Source organism: Flavobacterium panacagri (assembly GCF_030378165.1).
Classification (GTDB): Bacteria; Bacteroidota; Bacteroidia; order Flavobacteriales; family Flavobacteriaceae; genus Flavobacterium; species Flavobacterium panacagri.
Genome location: NZ_CP119766.1, coordinates 654,535 through 673,741 on the forward strand (window position 1 = coordinate 654,535; position 19,207 = coordinate 673,741).

Consider the following 19,207-nt stretch of genomic DNA (forward strand, 5'->3'; position numbering starts at 1 on the left):
TTATTTTTTTCTATTCAACCTAATTAAATTCGTCTGGTAAAGGTGTCAGACCCAGCAGAGTTCCCATAATATAAGAATTGATAGTCGCTCCACCAACTGTAGTAAGTGTACCTATTGAAACTGGCAAATCAATCCCAAGTGGCATGGTTGTAGAATTAGTTAGACCACTTATTTTAATAGTGTAAGTTGTTCCTTTAACTACAGGAATCAGTAACTGTAGTACCATTTTTGCCGGGAACTTATTTGTTGAAAAAGCAACGACCTTAGAATAGGTGTACATCTCGTCAACCAGTGTAGCGCCATTATAAACAGCCACACGAGCTAAACAATCAGCCGTGGAACTCGCCGCACTCGCAATACTTTCTATTTGGCCGTAGAAAACACCTTCTAGCATAAGTGTCCCTGAACCCGTAGCCGTATAAGTGAAATTATCCAGATTGGGGATTGGAAAGGCTGCAGATTTTTGACCTACAATACTCACCGCACCAGTACTTTCCTTATAAAAAGCAAATTCATCTTTGGCTACCGTATAAGGCGCAGGTTTCCAAACAATATTACCAGCAGTATCTGCAGAAGTAGCTACATAACCTGCTCTTGGCAATAATCCATCAGTGCCTTTTGCTATAGATTCAGTTTTTGTAGATGTTTTATTAATGTTCTGAATACTATTATTTGACATTTGTAAAGTACTTGTGGCTGTATGGTTACCCAGATTATCTCCAACTACGTTTTCTGGTATTAGCATACGGCACCATTTTACACTGTCCCAGTAATAAAATCCCGCTCCACCTGGCTGACCATTTAAACCTGTTAAGGTAGCATTATCATTATATACCATCAGTCCGGTTTCGGGTGCGTTGTTTACTATCGGAGCAGGATTATCCAGTGCTACCAGGCTTACATTTGGAAGTAGAAATCCTTTATTATCTAGACCTGTCATATCTAGTACTGCGGATTTATGCGGATTGTTGGTTACAATTCCCACTTGTGCATACAATGTTTTACAAAATAGCATTGTACCAAGCAAAATGGTTAAAATCATTCTTCTCATTGTCTTCTATTATTTAACACTTTGCTTCTAAAATCATATATAACTACTAAACAATTAGTTACGATTTAAGCAATTAATTTTTCTGGTACAAAATTACTTTGATGACAACGGAGAAGCATAGCAGTATTTATTTTAAAATTGTCATCTTTCAGTAATTGAAAATTTTGCACCTAGGCCTCATTAAACAGCATTGAGAATATCTCAATTGTAAGAAATACCAGAAATTAGCAAGTTTATCACTAATAAAAAATACTTTTTTGGTAATTAATTGTTCTAAAAACGTAAAACAAGTCGCTTTTAAAATAAAAATATATCCTTGAAGCAGGATTGTAAAAATCAATTTTAGCCTTTACTGGATTGTTTCAAAAAGTCATAAAAACAGGAAACCCGACAGATTTGAAAATCTGTCGGGTTTCCTGTTTTTGAATATTCTATTACTTATACTGATCAGGCAGTATTTTTATCGTAAATAAATACACTTTCTTTTTATCACTATAACTATAATTCAGCGTATAATCATTATCTCTAAAAACCTGAAGTCCGGGATTTGATTTTGCAGTACTTAAAAGACTCTTTTCAATTTCTTCCATAATTACATCCGTTTCTGCAGTTTCTTGTACTACATTCATTAAAGTTAAATTGTATTGAACCGTTCTTTCTTCAGTTAAGCTGACACTGTCTAAACGAATGCCTTCCTGAATGGTCAGCGGACAGTTTTTATTATATTTTGTGACTAATTCTGTTATTTCAGTATTTGTTTCTTTTGCTTCTTCAGTAAGGAAGAATTGAAAATAAACTGCCACAGCAAGTGCAACTCCAATAACAACTAACAATAAAATATTTGACTTTCTCATATTTTGTTTTCTTAACAAGATTTAAATCCAGAAGTTATTTTTCTTGATTTTTTTTCATTGCTTTAAAATACGCTGCACGGCTAAGTGGTTCGTATTCTTCAGTTTCTCCCAGCATCACCAGTTTATCATTATCTGTTTTTCTAAAACTGTAATTAGCTAAATTTCCTGTTCTGGTGCAAACCGCATGCACTTTGGTTACATATTCTGCAGTAGCCATGAGTCCCGGCATTGGCCCAAACGGATTTCCTTTAAAATCCATATCCAAACCGGCAACAATTACACGAATTCCCTGATTGGCTAAATCATTACAGACTGTGATAATTTCATCATCAAAAAACTGCGCTTCATCAATTCCGATTACATCACAGCCTTGTGCTAAAATTAAAATATTAGCAGCTGCTGGAACTGGTGTAGAACGAATCTCATTAGAATCGTGAGACACTACCATTTCATCATGATAACGGGTATCTATCGCGGGTTTAAAAATTTCAACTCGTTGTTTGGCAAACTGCGCACGCTTTAATCTGCGGATTAACTCTTCGGTTTTACCCGAAAACATTGATCCACAAATAACTTCAATCCAACCAAATTGTTCTTTGTGATTTACTGTATTTTCGAGAAACATTTTGTATTTTTCAGCCTTTTAAAATGAATAAGTTTTTATTACTTTGTACTGGTAATAAATCGACGTAAAAATGTGTTGTTTTACATTTTTTCAAAAGTAGAAAATTTTTATCAAAACGGAGATCGGCAAACGCTTATTAACAGAAATAAAAAATATCTTTAAAAGATCTCCCAGATTTATTTAAGAATAAAGACATTCAGACATTAAATACACTAAAATACCGTATTCACTATAATTTCAACAGTTATGAAAAAAAAATTGGAAGCCGATTTAATCAGCATTGCTCATCGAATTTTAAAGCTTAAAAACAAATCCGATATCAATCAATTGTATCTTGAAACTCAGAAATTATATGAAAAATTAGCGGTTTTAAAATTTGTAGAAGAAAATTTTGACGCTGCAAAACCAACTATCGGACAAGCGGATATTACTAATGAATTGGAAACTATTTTCAGTAAAGAAGAAGAAATAACTCCAACTGTAATTGAACTAGAAGCAGCAATTGTTGAAGAAGTTCCTGCTACCGAAGAAGTGATTTTACTGGAAGAAACTGCTGAACCAGAAATTTTAGAAGAAAAACCAGTAGAAATTGTTGAAGCTGCTGAACCTGTAATCGAAGAAACTCCTGAAGCAATTATTGAAGAAACCGTTGTTGAAGTAACTGAACCAATTGTTGCTGAAATTATTGAACCAGAAGCTGAAAAAGAAATTGAAAAAGTTGATGAATCTAAAAATACTATTGAAGAACTTTCATTTACAACGGTTAGCGATTTAAAACCAATTCCAGATTTCAAACCTGCATTTGAATTAGATACACAAGAAATTCAAGAAGAAGCTAAAGAGGAAATTAAGGAAGGACCAAAAACAAACACTTCTACTGCTCCAACTATTTTGTTTGAAGATTTCGGAATTAATTATGCTGATGCGCAGTTTGTAAAAGTAGACAGTTTTGAAGCTGTACCTCCTGTTTCAACACCATCAATTAATGATTTTAAGGAGCCTAAAAAAGTAGAAACTGCTATTCTTGAAACTCCATCTCAACCAAAAGCAGTTAGCCTAAACGAAAAACTATCTCGCGGATTTCATATTGACTTAAATGACAGAATTGCGTTTACCAAAAATCTTTTCGGAAACAGCACGGAAGATTACATTCGTGTTTTAAACCAATTAATGACTTTTGATTCTTACAGTGAAGCAAAAGAATTTATCGAAAACATGGTAAAACCTGATTACAATAATTGGGAAGGGAAAGAAGATTATGCGGAACGTTTTATGGGAATTATAGAAAAGAAATTCGCATAAACATTCCACTTTTTACAGCTTACATTTTACGAATAAACAACTATGTCAAAATTATATATCGTTCCAACGCCAATTGGCAATCTTGAAGACATGACTTTTAGAGCCATTCGGGTTTTGAAAGAAGTCGATTTGATTTTGGCCGAAGATACCCGCACAAGTGGCAAACTATTAAAGCATTTTGAAATTGGCACGCACATGCACAGCCATCATATGCACAATGAACACAAAACTACCGAAAATCTAATTGCAAGATTAAAAGCAGGCGAAACTATCGCTTTGATTTCAGACGCAGGAACTCCGGCAATTTCTGATCCCGGATTTTTATTGACAAGAGCCTGTGTTGAAAATAAAATTGATGTTGAATGTCTTCCTGGTGCAACGGCTTTTGTTCCCGCACTTGTAAACAGCGGACTACCAAACGACAAATTTGTTTTTGAAGGATTTCTGCCTGATAAAAAAGGTCGCCAGACTCGTTTCTTGACTTTGGCCGAAGAAACCCGAACAATGATTTTATACGTTTCGCCACACAAACTCGTTAAAACTTTAGCCGAATTTGTACAATATTTTGGTGAAGACAGACAAGTCTGCGTTTCGAGAGAATTATCAAAATTACACGAAGAAAATGTACGCGGAACAGCAAAAGAAGTTTTGGCGAATTTTGAAAAAACAGCTCCACGTGGCGAAATCGTCGTTGTCGTTGCTGGAAAAACCATAACAAAAGAACCTAAGAAAAGTAAATTTTCTAAGGATGAAGAAGAATAAATAATTATTTCAGTCACAGATTGAAAGGATTAACACAGGTTAATTATAAAGTTTAGCACAAAATTAATTCGTGAATTCGTGGCAAAAAAAAATCAAACTATAATCATGAGCATTCAAGCCTTTTTAGAAAAAGTAAAACAAACTCCAACACAAATCACATTTCCTGAAACTATTGCCGTAATCGAAGAAAATTACAATTTTACACCAACCGCTTTTCAAAATGGAACACAGCACAATGCTGCAGGAGAAAATTCTGGTTCTTGTAAATTATTTTCTTTTGCAAAACTGCAGAATTTAAGCAAAGACGAAACTTTAGCCTGTTTTGGAGCCTTTTATTTTGAAGAAGTTTTAGGAGATCCAAACGGAACTAATCACCAAAATATTAGAAATTTCATCAACTTAGGCTGGGACGGAATTCAGTTTGAAGGAAATGCTTTAGAAGCGAAGTAACAAATGTCAGGCTGAGCGGAGTCGAAGCCCTTACAAAACAAAATATTTTTGCCACAGATTTCACAGATTAAAAGGATTAAAAAAATCTGCCGTATCTGCAAAATCTGCGTGAAAAAATTAAACACATAGAAACATAGATTTTTATTTATGAATAAAAGAATTTAGAAAGAAAACTAGTTTCTAACACATAGTCAAAGTTATGTGAATTTATGCAAGTGAAACGCCTTTTTCAAGTTTCCAATAAGCTATGTTTCTATGTGTTAAAAAAAAAAATTACCTATCAAGATTAAACGATTTCATAAATCTGAAATCTAAGATCTAAAATCTACAATTAAAAAATGCGTTGGACATTAAAACCAAAACCTTCTGAAGATAAAATCAAACATTTGGCGCAAGCTTTAAATGTAGAAGATTTTGTAGCAACACTTTTGATTCAGCGTGGTATAGAAACTTTTGATGATGCTAAGAATTTCTTTCGCCCTTCTTTAGAACATCTGCATGATCCGTATTTGATGAAAGATATGGACAAAGCCGTTGCGAGAATCGAAAAAGCGATTGAAAACCAGGAAAACATCTTGGTTTTTGGCGATTACGATGTGGACGGAACAACAGCAGTTTCTTTGGTTTCATCTTATTTAAAATCGCATTATCCAAATATTGCCACTTATATTCCAGATCGTTATGACGAAGGTTATGGAGTTTCCTATAAAGGAATTGACTTTGCAGACGATAACGGATTTTCATTAATTATCGCTCTCGATTGTGGTATTAAATCCATCGATCATATTGCTTACGCGAAAGCGAAAAACATCGACTTTATTGTCTGCGATCACCACAGACCAGGAGAATTTCTACCAGATGCCGTTGCCATTCTAGATCCAAAAAGAGAAGACTGCTCTTATCCTTATGACGAATTATGCGGTTGCGGAGTCGGTTTTAAACTGATTCAGGCTTTAGGCCAAAATCGAAATGAAACGATTGAAGATTTAGTTCCGTATCTGGATTTGGTTGCTACAGCAATTGCAGCCGATATTGTTCCGATAACTGGGGAGAATCGAGTTTTGGCTTATTTCGGATTGAAGGTAATCAATAGCGAACCAAGACCAGGAATAAAGGCTTTGGTACATCAGGTAAAAAAGAAAGTTTTAGACATTACCGATGTTGTTTTTATTATTTCGCCACGAATTAATGCCGCAGGAAGAATCAAACACGGAAATCATGCTGTTGAATTGTTAACCGAATTTGATTTTGAGCAAGCACAGCAATTCGCCTCAGAAATCGAACAATACAACGCCGACCGAAAAGATTTAGATAAAAAAATAACCAAAGAAGCTTTTCAGCAGATTTTACAGAACAATGAAGAAGAACGATTTTCAACTGTCGTTTTTCAGGAAGACTGGCACAAAGGCGTTATCGGAATTGTCGCTTCAAGATTAATTGAAACTTATTATCGTCCGACTTTGGTTTTTACTAAAAGCGGCGATAAATATGCAGCTTCTGCCCGATCTGTAAAAGGATTTGATGTTTATAATGCTCTCGATGCATGTTCAGAACATTTGGAACAATTTGGAGGACATATGTATGCCGCAGGAATGACTTTAAAAGCCGAAAATTATCAGCTTTTTAAAGAAGCTTTTGAGAAATGCGTTCAAGAAACCATTAAACCTGAAATGCGGACTCCAGAAATCGAAATTGATGCCGAAATAAATTTTTCTGATATAACACCAAAACTGATTCGGATTTTAAAACAATTTGAACCTTTTGGCCCACAAAATATGACACCCGTTTTTATGACTACCGATGTTAAAGACACTGGTTATGCCAAAACGCTAGGCGCAGAAGAAGAACATTTAAGGCTTTTTGCAAAACAATCCCGAAGCCTCGGGACAGACGGAATCGCCGCTATCGGTTTCGGACTGGGAAAAAAACTAAACATAGCACAAAATCAAAATCTGTTTCAACTAGCCTACACCATTGCCGAAAATGAATGGAATGGAACTGTTTCAACTCAGCTTATGCTGAAAGATATTCGAACAAATGGAAGAAATTAAATCCAACAAACCTGATCCCTATCAGGCATTACGTTATAGAGAATTCAACGTGTTTTTATTATTGCGTTTTGCAATGGTTTTTGCCTGGTCTATGCAGTTTATTGTAATTGAATGGGAAGTTTACAGTTTAACCAAAAGCAAGCTTTCTTTAGGAATTATAGGTTTAATGGAAGTTATTCCAGCCGTGGGAATGGCTTTGTTCGCCGGACATATTGTAGATCAAAGAGAAAAGAAAGGATTATTGGTAAAATGTATTTTAGGCTTTTCAGTAGTCAGTTTTGGTTTATTTTTACTAACCTGGCCCAAAATAGTTGGAGGTTTATCTTCAGATGTAATCTTGTATTCTATTTACGCTTTAGTCTTTTTTGGAGGTTTGGTTCGCGCCTTTCTTGGGCCCACTATTTTTTCACTTCTATCGTTGATTATTCCTAAAAAAGTATATCCAAATGCTGCAACTTGGAGCAGTTCGGTTTGGCAGGTCGGCGCTGTAATGGGACCGGCGTTGGCAGGATTTTCAATCAACTGGATTGGCGTGCATTGGTCAATGTGTCTGGTATTCGGATTCTCCATTCTTTCTTTAATTGCCTTATCACAAATCAGTAAAAAACCAATCTTAAATCCAAAAATTGGAGAATCTATAAAAGATAGTCTTACTGAAGGTTTGACTTTTGTATTCAGTAACCAAATTATTCTAGGTGCTCTATCGCTTGATATGATTGCAGTACTTTTTGGAGGTGCTGTAGCGTTATTACCCGTTTTTGCTCAGGACATTTTAAAAGTAGGTTCAGAAGGTTTTGGTCTTTTAAGAGCCGCTCCTGCAGTAGGATCTTTTATTACAGTACTCGCTTCTGCGTATGTGCCACTAAATAAAAATGCAGGAAAAAAACTTTTAGTCGCCATATTCGTTTTTGGGTTATCCATTATCTTATTTGGATTATCAACCTATTTTTGGCTTTCTGTTTTTGCTTTATTTTTAAGCGGATTGGCAGACGGAATTTCTGTCGTAATTCGTCAAACCATTTTACAGCTTAAAACTCCAGATCATATGCGTGGTCGTGTGGGTGCAGTAAATTCTATTTTTGTAGGATCCTCAAATGAGCTTGGTGCTTTTGAAAGTGGCGCAACTGCCCAATTAATGGGAACAGTAACGTCTGTCGTTTTTGGAGGAAGTATTACACTTTTGACTGTAATTTTCACTGCATTAAAATCGCCTACCTTTAGAAATTTAGATTTGAAAAGAGATATGGAGGATCATCATAAATTAGAATAAATGAAATCATTCTTTCTTTCTTTATTCTTGACAATTTCTCTTTTCGCAAAAGGACAAAATCTTTACATCAAAACTTACGGGAATGAGAAGAACAAACCTGTAATTTTCATTCACGGAGGCCCAAGCGGTAATGCGACTTTGTTTGAAGGAACAACAGCACAGAATCTCGCTAACCAAGGTTTTTATGTTATTGCTTACGATCGTCGCGGCGAAGGAAGATCTACAGATCCTAATGCAACTTTTACTTATGAAGAAGCTTTTCAGGATTTAAATTCTATCTATTCAAAGTATCATTTGAAAAAGGCAGTTTTACTTAGCCATAGTTTTGGAGGTTTGGTGGCAACACTTTATACTAATAAATATCCACAGAAAGTAAGCGCTTTGGTTTTGGCGGGAGCTTTATTTTCGCAGCAGGAAACGTATGATCATATTTTAAATTCTATAAAGAAAATCCACGACGGCGATTCTAAAACATTAAATAAAATAGCGTATGTAGAAAAACTTGATAAACATTCTGCAGGATATAGAAAACATTGTTTTGACTTGGCAAGTGATGAAGGTTATTTTAAAATGCCAAAACCAACCAAAGCTTCAAAAAAATTATATGCCCATTATGAAGCCGGTAAATTTTATAAAACCAATATCCGAAACAAAAATGCGCCTTTGCTTTTCTACCAAAACGAAAAACAAAATAACATTGATGTCCGACCAATTTTAAAGAAAATCAAAACTTCTGGCGTTCCTATTTTTGCTATTTATGGAAAACAAGATGCCATTTTTTCATCGGTACAAATTCAATCTATTAAAGATATTACTGGTGCAAATCATTTTGCTTTTCTGGACAATTGCTCTCATTATCTTTTTGTAGATCAGCAGAAAGAATTTCTTTCTAATATAAAGAAATGGCTTAAATAACTTTTTTAAACCATATAAGTAATATAAGTTCATGTAATATTGAAATTTATGAATCAGCCTTCAGTTAAAATGGAAGGCTTTTTTTATTATTCAATACTTCTCAAAATAAAAATCTCTTTAATATGAACTTATATTACTTATGTGGTTCAATTTTTTTTCATTTTTTATGATTTTTTTATTTAGAATTAATATAAATAATATTTATATTTGTTGAATTAAATGGATTAAGATGAGAGAAATTGAACAGATATATCATAATAACTTTGGGATAGCTTTTTACTGGAAAGATCGCAACACGACTATTTCAGACAAAGTACAACTGGTTTTTAAAGAAACAGGTTTTTATTTTACAGTTGCAGAATTGAATCTTTTTTGTGATTTGATTGAAGACAGTATGATTGAAAATGCTTGTTGCGAAGCTTGTGAAATGAAATATTCTTGCCACAAATTCTTATTGAAAACACCTTGTAATTCGATTGATCTGGCTGTAAATATGACCGAATTAAAATCTATTAAAGATTTAGTTGAAGGTTCTTTATTCAAAATCGAATTAGATGAATATATCTACGGAGTTGGAATGAATTAAGAAGCATTCTAAATATTTTAACAACATTTTTTCATTATTGAAATATATTTTGATTCAAATCAAAAAAAAGTATATTTACAGCAATGAAAAAAGCTGTATTTCTATTCTCCACTATTTTCTTGGCAATTTTCTTTGTCAACTGTTCCAATAAATCAGAAGAATACATAGATCCTCGCGGCACCGATTATGCGGGTTCGGAAAGTTGTGTGCAATGTCATAAAGTACAATCTGAAATGGCGCTTCACAGTTCCCATTTTAAAGCTACTGCTCCTGCAATTTTAGGAAATGTTTCAGGCGATTTCGATTCTAAAAATCATACTTTCATTTATGATAAAGACACCAAATTGGTCATGCAAAAACGGGGCGACAGTTTGTATCAAGTTTTATACAAAAACGGAAAAGAAGTTTCTAAATATAAATTCGAAATTGTTTTTGGAACTAAACATGCACAAACCTCTGTTTACTGGAAAAATAATAACACTTACGAATTACCGGTTTCATTTTATCATTCTATAAACAATTGGGCTACAAGTCCGGGTTTTCCCGCTGATAAACCTTATTTTGACCGAATGGTGGTTAAAGATTGTTATGCCTGTCATAGTTCTAATATTAGTTCGCGCACGGTTAATCAAAGTTCTGAAGACAAAAATTTCATGTCTATGGACGTTGAAGATGCCATCAATAAAAAAACGATTGTGTACGGAATTGACTGTGAGCGCTGTCATGGGCCAGCCAAAAAACATGTTGATTTTCATTTGAAAAACCCTAACATTAAAATCGCCAATAGCATTACAAGTTTTAAATCATTGAGCAGACAACAAAGACTGGATGCCTGTGCTTTATGCCATGCAGGAAATGATGGAATGAAATTAAAATCCCGTTTTGATTTTAAACCAGGAGATAATTTATCCGAATACTTTCGTGAAACCCGAAGTATAAATGACACTGCTACTTTTGATGTTCACGGAAACCAATTTAGGTTAATGGCACAAAGTAAATGTTTTATGAACAGCAATAAAATGGATTGTATTACGTGTCATAATCCGCATGAAAATGCATCTAAAAACATGGCGTCTTATTCTAAAATCTGTATGAGCTGTCATCAGGGATTAAAACACAATGAAACAACGCTTAAAACAATGCCTGAAAAATTATTGGCAGATAATTGCATAGAATGCCACATGCCCAAAAAAGCTTCGAACGCGATTAATTTCCAGCTTTCAAACAGCAAACAATTATCCAGTTATATTTTGAGAACGCACAAGATCGGAATTTATCCTAGTGCTAAAAAGTAATTATTTCTTGTACTCTAAAAGTTCAAATTTTTCTCCATCGAAAACACCATATGTAAAGTAACCAATCCAGTCCCCAAGATTTACATATTCTGAATTTTCGCCAACAGAACGAATCATTGGCAAATGACGATGTCCAAAAATAAAGTAATTGTAATGTTTGGTTTCTAACTTTCGTTTGGCATATAGAATCAGCCATTCTTTATCTTCACCTAAAAATTTAATGTCTTCGTCACCAGAAATCAATTTGTTTTTAACAGATAGATATTGTGCTAAACCAACACCTAAATCTGGATGAAGCCAACGAAAAAGCCATTTTGAAAACGGATTCGTAAATACCTTTTTCATTCTTTTATAGCCTTTATCTCCAGGGCCTTTTCCATCGCCGTGGCCAATTAGGAAGGTTTTTCCGTTAAAGGTAAATTCTTTATTATCATGGTAAACGGGAATATTCAATTCTTTTTCAAAATAATCTTCCATCCATAAATCATGGTTTCCGACGAAAAAATAAATTGGAATTCCGCTGTCGCGAATTTCAGCCAGTTTCCCCAAAACACGTACAAAACCTTTCGGAACGACTGTTTTATATTCAAACCAAAAATCAAACAAATCTCCTAACAAAAAAATGGCTTCTGCATCTTCTTTAACCTCATCTAACCAGGCAACAAATTTCTTTTCGCGCGGTAAACTCAATTCCTGAGTCGGCGCACCAAAATGCTGATCTGAAGCAAAATATATTTTTTTCATCTAGAAAGTTAGAAGTTAAGAGTTATAAGTTATTCGTTTGAGTTTTCGGATTTGGAATTTAAAAAATTGGAATTTTAAACATTATCACTTGCATACCATTCTGCAAACGAAGATTCTGTTTCCTGAAGTTTTAATGAGAAAAGAGCAATTCCGGCAGGAAGTCTATTTTTAATTCGTTCTGCAAAATCAACCACCATATTTTCACTTGTTGGCTGGTAATCAACCAAAATTACATGATGTCCACGATTTTTTAATTCATTAGCCAATTCAATATGTGGAGTCGTTTGATTAAAAACAGTTGCATGATCGAACTGATCGACGATTTCTTCTTTTACAATTTTCTTTAGATCCGAAAAATCAATCACCATTCCGAACTTTACATTCGATCGATCCGTAATTGGCGAGCCAATAACCGTTACCGATAATTTATAACTATGTCCGTGAACGTTCTTGCATTTTCCGTCGTAACCGTACAAAGCGTGACCGGTTTCGAAACTAAATTGTTTTGTAATTCTGATATTACTCATCGATTTTTAATTTTAAGCTTGCAAATTTACAAATTAATTGCCGTTTTTGTCTCTTTTTTTAGCCCTAAGATACATCCACAAAGCAAGTCCGCCCAAAACCAGAAACGGAATGAAAGATCCAATGACAACGCCAATTTGATAACCACTGTCTGGGGCGTCTTTAATTTTCTCTGCAATGTCTACTTTTTGGAATAAGGAAATAAGTTTCATTTTAAATTATATTTATTTTTATAGCCACAGATTAAAAGAATTAATTGGATTATTCTATCTAACTCTTCTTCGAAGTCTAACCAGTTTATAGAAACTTTACCACTATATTTAAACACATAGAAACATAGCTTGTTGGAAATTAAAAAAAGGCATTTCACTTTCATAAATTCACATAGCTATTCTATGTGTGAGAAACTAGTTTCTTTCTATTTTCTTTTATTCACAAACTAAATCTATGTTCCTATGTGTTTATTTTTTTTAGTTAGCAACTCCTTGTCAAAATTATATAGTTATTTCCCCAAAATAAATGACTTATATCATAGCTATTTTTTAAACTGCAGTAAAGCATTTCTGCTAAAATCAGATAAAACCAATTTACCTGTAATTGCAGCACGCTCAAACAAAAGAGATTCCCATTGCTCTGTCCCTTCCCAAATAATCTTTTTCATTTCAAATAAAGCTTCGGGATTATAAGAACTTAATTTTTGGGCAAAATTTTCGACATCCTGATCCAAATTCACAGAATCACTTAAAGCTGAATAAAGTCCTTTTTCAAAAGCCCATTCAGCAGATTTCCATTCATGTGGTGCCAAAGTCATTTGAGTCATCGCCGTTTTTCCTATTTTACGAGAAACAGCAGGTTCAATAACAAATGGGCCAATTCCGATTGCCAGTTCAGACAATTTTATAGCACTTTCAGGAGTAGCAAAAACATAATCACAAGCCGAAATAATTCCGACTCCACCACCAACAGCTTTTCCCTGAACACGACCAATAATTAATTTATTGCAATTGCGCATGGCATTTAACAAATGAGCAAAGCCTGAGAAAAACTCTGTGCCTTGTTCCTCATTTTCAACCTGCAAAAGTTCATCAAAAGAAGCTCCGGAACAAAATGCTCTGTTTCCTTCACTTTTTAAAATAATAACCGAAACATTTTCATCTCTGCTCAGCGAATTAATTTCAGTCGTAAGTTGGTTTAACAAAGCCCTCGGAAAAGAATTACTGGCAGGATGTCCAAATTGTACCGTTGCAATTGTATTTTGAAAAGAAGTTTCTAAACTTCCATTTAGATTTTCTGAACTCATAAAAATAGATTTAAACGTAAAGTTACGCTTTTGAAAAATATTTTATCTGATTGATTTCTAAATTTGTTTTTTGAGAATTATTTGACTTTATTTGTTGACGCTTTGGGGGATTAGCTCATTTGGCTAGAGTACTTGCCTGGCAGGCAAGGGGTGACCGGTTCGAATCCGGTATTCTCCACAAAAATTAAAACCCTTGTAAATTCTGTTTTACAAGGGTTGTTTTTTTCTGTGGTTTCGCAATTTTGTCATTTCTCATTAGCCGAATCATCAGCATCTACTCTATCTTTTTCAGCTTTTTTGAAATCGTTATTCAGCAAATTTTCCAATTTCTTTTTCTCTTTTAGATTTTTTCTAATGGTTAAAACAATTAAAAGAACAACCAATAAAATCACTACTGCTATTACAACCCAATTTATTTCCATAATTTAAATTTTAATTAAAAGTAAAAATTTAAACTACTTACCATATTATCAAAAGGTTAAGAATAAAATTCTTGATCAGTCCTTTACTTTTATACAATTTGAAAGATATTTCTTTAAAAAGGTTTCTTATTTTTGTTTAGAGCGTCAATCATTTTAAAAACGACAACACCGAATACTATAGCCAACGAAAATTCAAATACACTAAACACCAAAAAATGAAAAAAGAAATATTAGATCGAATCCAGCAAATTGGCGGAAACATCGATAAAGTAAAAGGAAATTCATTACAGGAAGATTTACAGTCAATCGAATTCAGTCATCCGTTATATACCGATTATTACGAAGACGAGTTATACGGAGCCGACGAATTTTATGCCGATAACCGTGAATTGTATCAGGAAAACAGAAAAGAATTTTATGACCAATTACTACATCATTTTTTCTCTGATCACGAACTTCCGTACGGGCAGGATTTTTACAGGAATTTTCTTTTTACCCCTTTTAAACAAGGCACAAAAGATTTTGAAGAGTTTGACGGATTAATAGAGGAAGCTGAAGTTAGAGAAGTAGTGGAAGGCGGAGATTTAGATTTTATCTGTATTTGTTATTCCTATGGATATCCGGATCAGTTTTTTATCTGTCTAACAGATCCAAATCCTGAAAATCCAACAGTTTACTCAACTGATCATGAAGTCTTTTTCAGTGAAATTGAAAACGAAGGCACTCTCGAAGAATTTCTTAAGCGTTATTTGACCAAAGACGAGTTTTTAGAAATAGTCAAAAATTATATTGAGAATGAAAAAACGGATAAATAGTTTGTAAAATGCAGTAAACACAGAAAATGAAACGATTTATTTCAATATTACTTCTCACAATTCTAAACTCATTTACTATTTCCTGTCAAAAATCAGGGGCTTCAAATGAGAAAATAGAGATTATGAATTTAGAAATTGCAAAAACAGATAAAGTTTTCAAAGGAAACATTAATTTAAAGACTCAGAAAGAGGTTGATGACTTTGGACAAAACAAATACACTTATATCAATGGAAATCTAATTATTGGCGATACTTTATCTTCAGATTTATCGAATGAAATTCAAAATTTGAATGCACTTTCAAGTATCCAAAAAATCAACGGCGAATTATTGGTACTCAAACTCAAAAATCTGGAGTCAGTACAAGGATTAACAAACCTTGAACAGGTAAACGGACATTTTACTATTTCGGGATGTGAATTAAAACAGATTAGCGGTTTTGATAAATTAACTACAGTAAACGGCGATATCACTTTTGGAAACAACAGTGGAAAATACACCGAAAATCCTTTAATAGAAATCTCCGGTTTTAATAATCTAGTTAAAGCAAAAAAAATATTTATAATAGGAAATTCGGGACTTCAAACACTGGATGGATTTAATCAGATTAAAGAAGTTCAAACGGTTATGATTATGAACAGCGAAATCAAAACATTAAATTGTTTTAAAAACCTGCAAACTGTACATGAAAATTTTAGCGTTGAATACTCTGACTTACTAACCTCGATATCTTTGGAAAAACTGGAAAATGTAAATGGCTTTTTCGCTTTAAATGAAAACAAAACGATTAACGGAAACATTACGTTTCCAAATCTAAAATTAATAAAACTGCTGTATTTTTTTCAGAACAAAAGCTTCGAAAATTACTGTCCGTTCAGTCATTTTCTTAAAGAAAATAAAATTGTGGAGATAGAACTTCAAGGCAATAAATCAAATCCATCAAAAGAACAGATTATTACCAATTGCAAATAAATGGAACAAACATTATTAAATAAAACCATTCAATTTCTTAAAAGATCCCTTGCGATTCCTTTATTGATTTTTCTGACCACTTTCATCGAAATTTACTGGGCAATGGGAAGTCTTTCTGAAAGAGTATCCAGCGGAAATCCCGACAGTAGTTTTTTTGATGATGCTTATTTAATGTCTGTGTTTACGACCATTATTCTAACGGTTGTTTTTCTAACATTCTATTTTATCAAAAACAAACCGATAAGAATCACAATTCAGTTATTATGTTTAATTTCAGTTTGGTTTTTCTTGAACTATTGCATTTTTGTAGATAGAGAATCTTCCTGGAGTACTTATCTTTTTAAAGAAGAACTACATTATACGTTTTCACTTTCTTTTCTGCCTATTGTAGTTTTATCTATTGTTACCATTTTTGGTTTAAAATTTATTTCGAAAAAATATGAGCTTAAATAAAAAAATAATACTGCGATTTTATCTTATTCTAAGCGCTATTTCTATATTGGATTGTGCCTTATATTATTTTAAAGCAATAAGTTTTCGGGGTTATTATAGTGATGCGATTTTGTTTTGGTTTTGGCTTTTTTCCAGTTTTGTTATAATCATTGTTTTTTGGAAAAAGCTTTTGGCAAAGCTTCTTTTGGTCTGCATAATAATAACATTCGCCTTGAGTATTATTGCTATGATGCTTCCTTTTTATGCTTTGCTAAATTCAACTACATCATTGGGTTTATACATTGATAAAAATCTTAATGAAAATTACAGAGCTCAGATTGTAGGATATGGCCCAATGGTTTATCCGTGGCTTGAAATCATTGAGAAAAAAGGTTTGTTTGAAAAAAGAATCATCAAATGCACTGATTCTGAAATTATGAATGATAATCTGGATCTAAAAATCAGAACTGCGAAAGACATCCTTTTTAAAAATGAAACCGATCATACCATTACGCTTACTCTATTTTATGGAGGCCCAAACAAAACAATTACATTCGATAAAAACACCGGAAATGTTATTGAAATAAAAGACAATTGATTTATCGTTATGGACTAACATTTGAGTGATAAAATGTCTGGAAATAATGATTCTAGCATTACGAAACATTTTTAAATCAATTAAACTTATTTCAACATATTGATGGCTTATCTCAGCTCTTTTTCCTTATTTGCTTTTATAATTTTATCTATTTGAACTTACCTAATTAAATAAAACCATGCGTTACTTAAAATTTTTATTTCTCGGATTCTTTCTCATGATTTCTTTTAATGGCAATTGTCAGGATAAAATTGTACAACAGGTTTTGAATCGTTTAAAAGCACAACAAACCTGCTGGAATAATGGTGACCTTGAAGGTTATCTAGAATTTTATGCTCCACTAGATTCTGTCCGAATGATTTACAGCGGCGGTGTAGTTTATGAAAAAAACAATATTGCCGATTTCTTTAAGAAATACTGGCCAAAAGAAAGAATGGGAAAACTAACCATGACCGATTTTGTTGTTGAACCTCTTTCAAAAAAAGATGCTTTTGTAAGCGCCAAATTTAGTGTCGAAGCTCCAAATGGAAAAAATAGTTCGGGACAATTTTCGGGGATAATGCGAAAAATAAATGGTCTTTGGTATTTGTATATTGATCATTCTGGATAAAAAAATTATAAGGAGAAAATCAACAATTAATCGATAATTATTTACAAAGAAAATAGCAAAACAATGACATTTTACTTTATTAAAACATGGTTGCTGATTATACTGTTCAGTCTTTTAATTTCAGGTGGTTTATTGTATCGTTTTTTTGAGATACAAGATGAGACTAAAAGTTTCTGGCTGGTTATACTTTCCAATTTGTCCTTTTTTTTCTCTTTAAGATTTGTTTTGTTCTTGTCTCTCTCATCCGTTACCATTTTTCTGAACCATTATGAACCTATTAGAAAAAACAGATTTTATTCATTAGCAACTTATTGCCTGATTTCGTTTACAACATTGTTTTGTTTTATGATAGGCGATTTATCTGTAAAGGAATTTAATTCCGATATACTCCTATCGGGCTGGAATTTTTTAGCAATGCTGGTTTTACCTCATTTAATAATATGTCTCACTGCCTATTTATTTTTTAGAAGAATGTTGAAAAACAGAAAAATTGACTGAGTTTTAACTTTCAAGTTTAAACAAATTAAAGTACTTTCGTACATAATGAATAGAAAATTAAAATCCATAAATGTAAAATGACATTAAAGCCCCTTCTATTATCTGCCTCTTTTTTAATCTTACTAGCTGCCTGCAACAAAAAAGAATCTTCTAAATTACAAAAACAGGATACTTCAAAAAATGCAACAGTAAAAACCGATTCTTTACAGGAAGGTGAAGCAACTCCGAGAAAAGAAAGTATCAATTTGTTTACAGTTATGCCTAAAGACAGCAGTGATATTGCTTTTGTTTCGCTTTCGGATATTTATCCTGTTGATGACGAAAAAGACACTCTTGCTTTGCCCAATATTGAAAAATTAGGAAAACATAATGCTCAGTATTTTGCTTTTTCCAAAAACTATAGAAAAAGATTTCTTTCTAAAACCAATATTGCAGAAACCGATTCAGTTTTTGTTTACGATTATGCCAAAAACAAACTGGCTTCTTTTTTAGTCAAAAATTTAAAAACTGCTGCAATGTTAAACGGATATTCTTCAGAAGAAGATTGGCCACATCATAATTACGATTTTATGATTGGTTTCGAAATCAACAAAAAACAGTTGAGTGGATTTAGCGAATATTATCGGGATGCTTTGGTCTATGTTGGTAAAGAAAATCCGTTTTCGAAAGAAGGTTTAAAACCAATTTCATGGAAAAAAATTGCTCCAAAAGATTATCCGTCTAAATCTTTAAAAAAAGAAGATAAAAATACGCTAAAGGGCACCAACGCTGGAAATACTTATTCTTATCAAACAGACAGTTATCAGTATTTTTTACAGGATTATCTAGATAGCAATAAAATAATTTATGCCAGACGTCTTTTAGTTACCGATTCCAAAACCAAAGAAATCATAATTGAAAAATTATACAGTCAAAGCGAAGGTACCTCTCCTGCTCCTTTAAATTATGAAAACGGAGACGATGCTGTTGAACAATATACAGGAAAACTTTTCAAGAATAAACCAGAAGTTGTATTTGGTTTTTTATATGAATCTTTTGGCTGTCCAGCCATTTCTATTATAGATAAATCAAACGAAGAAATTTACCTTCAATGTGATAATCGCCATTAAAATAATAATCTAAAAATATTTT

At 33.0% G+C, this 19,207-nt stretch carries 22 protein-coding genes and 1 tRNA gene; 15 read left to right on the forward strand and 8 right to left on the reverse strand.

Annotated elements, in window-relative coordinates:
• Positions 1-19: 19 nt before the first annotated feature.
• The 3 genes from P2W65_RS03085 to P2W65_RS03095 form a co-directional block, all read right to left on the reverse strand.
• Positions 20-1,051 carry a phage tail-like protein gene (locus P2W65_RS03085; protein WP_289663485.1) on the reverse strand — a complete coding sequence of 344 codons (1,032 nt, stop codon included), beginning with the start codon at positions 1,049-1,051 and terminating at the stop codon, positions 20-22.
• A gap of 434 nt (positions 1,052-1,485) precedes the next feature.
• On the reverse strand, positions 1,486-1,905 hold the full coding sequence (locus P2W65_RS03090; RefSeq protein WP_289663486.1) for a DUF8479 domain-containing protein: 420 nt from the start codon (positions 1,903-1,905) through the stop codon (positions 1,486-1,488).
• A 34-nt stretch (positions 1,906-1,939) separates the two neighbouring features.
• The gene (locus tag P2W65_RS03095) at positions 1,940-2,530 is read right to left on the reverse strand and encodes a thymidine kinase (protein ID WP_091494672.1); all 591 of its coding nucleotides are present in this window, start codon (positions 2,528-2,530) and stop codon (positions 1,940-1,942) included.
• A 246-nt stretch (positions 2,531-2,776) separates the two neighbouring features.
• Between P2W65_RS03095 and P2W65_RS03100 the strand changes: the two genes are divergently transcribed.
• The 8 genes from P2W65_RS03100 (at position 2,777) to P2W65_RS03135 (ending at position 11,161) form a co-directional block, all read left to right on the forward strand.
• A complete protein-coding gene (locus tag P2W65_RS03100; RefSeq protein WP_289663487.1) occupies positions 2,777-3,832 on the forward strand; it encodes a DUF8457 domain-containing protein in 1,056 nt (351 codons plus the stop codon).
• A 42-nt stretch (positions 3,833-3,874) separates the two neighbouring features.
• Complete coding sequence (gene rsmI / locus P2W65_RS03105) at positions 3,875-4,594, forward strand: 16S rRNA (cytidine(1402)-2'-O)-methyltransferase (protein WP_289663489.1); 720 nt, start codon at positions 3,875-3,877, stop codon at positions 4,592-4,594.
• Between the two features lie 105 nt (positions 4,595-4,699).
• The gene (locus P2W65_RS03110; protein ID WP_135223461.1) at positions 4,700-5,044 is read left to right on the forward strand and encodes a HopJ type III effector protein; all 345 of its coding nucleotides are present in this window, start codon (positions 4,700-4,702) and stop codon (positions 5,042-5,044) included.
• Positions 5,045-5,382: 338 nt separating this feature from the next.
• A complete protein-coding gene (gene recJ / locus P2W65_RS03115; protein ID WP_289663492.1) occupies positions 5,383-7,095 on the forward strand; it encodes a single-stranded-DNA-specific exonuclease RecJ in 1,713 nt (570 codons plus the stop codon).
• Positions 7,082-8,365 (forward strand): MFS transporter, encoded by a 1,284-nt coding sequence (locus tag P2W65_RS03120; protein WP_289663494.1) that lies wholly within the window; start codon positions 7,082-7,084, stop codon positions 8,363-8,365. The genes recJ and P2W65_RS03120 overlap by 14 nt, the downstream gene beginning before the upstream one ends.
• On the forward strand, positions 8,366-9,280 hold the full coding sequence (locus P2W65_RS03125; protein ID WP_289663495.1) for an alpha/beta fold hydrolase: 915 nt from the start codon (positions 8,366-8,368) through the stop codon (positions 9,278-9,280).
• A gap of 229 nt (positions 9,281-9,509) precedes the next feature.
• A complete protein-coding gene (locus P2W65_RS03130) occupies positions 9,510-9,866 on the forward strand; it encodes a hypothetical protein (RefSeq protein WP_109190828.1) in 357 nt (118 codons plus the stop codon).
• A gap of 83 nt (positions 9,867-9,949) precedes the next feature.
• The gene (locus P2W65_RS03135) at positions 9,950-11,161 is read left to right on the forward strand and encodes a cytochrome c3 family protein (RefSeq protein ID WP_289663496.1); all 1,212 of its coding nucleotides are present in this window, start codon (positions 9,950-9,952) and stop codon (positions 11,159-11,161) included.
• Here the strand turns inward: P2W65_RS03135 and P2W65_RS03140 are convergent, their stop codons facing one another.
• The 4 genes from P2W65_RS03140 to P2W65_RS03155 all read right to left on the reverse strand — a co-directional run bounded on the left by P2W65_RS03140 (position 11,162) and on the right by P2W65_RS03155 (position 13,730).
• The gene (locus P2W65_RS03140) at positions 11,162-11,905 is read right to left on the reverse strand and encodes a UDP-2,3-diacylglucosamine diphosphatase (protein ID WP_289663497.1); all 744 of its coding nucleotides are present in this window, start codon (positions 11,903-11,905) and stop codon (positions 11,162-11,164) included.
• Positions 11,906-11,979: 74 nt separating this feature from the next.
• Positions 11,980-12,432, reverse strand: coding sequence for a 6-pyruvoyl trahydropterin synthase family protein (locus P2W65_RS03145; RefSeq protein ID WP_109190831.1), 453 nt, complete (start codon positions 12,430-12,432; stop codon positions 11,980-11,982).
• A gap of 33 nt (positions 12,433-12,465) precedes the next feature.
• Positions 12,466-12,642, reverse strand: a complete 177-nt coding sequence (locus P2W65_RS03150; protein WP_289663498.1) for a hypothetical protein — start codon at positions 12,640-12,642, stop codon at positions 12,466-12,468.
• Between the two features lie 323 nt (positions 12,643-12,965).
• Complete coding sequence (locus tag P2W65_RS03155) at positions 12,966-13,730, reverse strand: enoyl-CoA hydratase/isomerase family protein (RefSeq protein WP_289663499.1); 765 nt, start codon at positions 13,728-13,730, stop codon at positions 12,966-12,968.
• 104 nt (positions 13,731-13,834) lie between these two features.
• On the opposite strand from P2W65_RS03155, the gene P2W65_RS03160 reads away from it, so the two are divergent.
• Positions 13,835-13,908 (forward strand) — tRNA-Ala (locus tag P2W65_RS03160).
• Positions 13,909-13,975: 67 nt separating this feature from the next.
• Here the strand turns inward: P2W65_RS03160 and P2W65_RS03165 are convergent.
• Positions 13,976-14,152, reverse strand: coding sequence for a hypothetical protein (locus P2W65_RS03165; RefSeq protein ID WP_167398267.1), 177 nt, complete (start codon positions 14,150-14,152; stop codon positions 13,976-13,978).
• 215 nt (positions 14,153-14,367) lie between these two features.
• On the opposite strand from P2W65_RS03165, the gene P2W65_RS03170 reads away from it, so the two are divergent.
• The 6 genes from P2W65_RS03170 to P2W65_RS03195 all read left to right on the forward strand — a co-directional run bounded on the left by P2W65_RS03170 (position 14,368) and on the right by P2W65_RS03195 (position 19,185).
• Positions 14,368-14,967 carry a hypothetical protein gene (locus tag P2W65_RS03170; RefSeq protein ID WP_289663501.1) on the forward strand — a complete coding sequence of 200 codons (600 nt, stop codon included), beginning with the start codon at positions 14,368-14,370 and terminating at the stop codon, positions 14,965-14,967.
• A gap of 26 nt (positions 14,968-14,993) precedes the next feature.
• The gene (locus P2W65_RS03175; protein WP_289663502.1) at positions 14,994-15,938 is read left to right on the forward strand and encodes a hypothetical protein; all 945 of its coding nucleotides are present in this window, start codon (positions 14,994-14,996) and stop codon (positions 15,936-15,938) included.
• Complete coding sequence (locus P2W65_RS03180; RefSeq protein ID WP_289663504.1) at positions 15,939-16,391, forward strand: hypothetical protein; 453 nt, start codon at positions 15,939-15,941, stop codon at positions 16,389-16,391.
• A 211-nt stretch (positions 16,392-16,602) separates the two neighbouring features.
• Complete coding sequence (locus tag P2W65_RS03185) at positions 16,603-16,968, forward strand: hypothetical protein (protein ID WP_289663505.1); 366 nt, start codon at positions 16,603-16,605, stop codon at positions 16,966-16,968.
• Positions 16,969-17,146: 178 nt separating this feature from the next.
• Positions 17,147-17,578 (forward strand): YybH family protein, encoded by a 432-nt coding sequence (locus tag P2W65_RS03190; protein WP_289663506.1) that lies wholly within the window; start codon positions 17,147-17,149, stop codon positions 17,576-17,578.
• A gap of 575 nt (positions 17,579-18,153) precedes the next feature.
• Positions 18,154-19,185 (forward strand): oxidoreductase, encoded by a 1,032-nt coding sequence (locus P2W65_RS03195; RefSeq protein WP_289663508.1) that lies wholly within the window; start codon positions 18,154-18,156, stop codon positions 19,183-19,185.
• Positions 19,186-19,207: the final 22 nt, after the last annotated feature.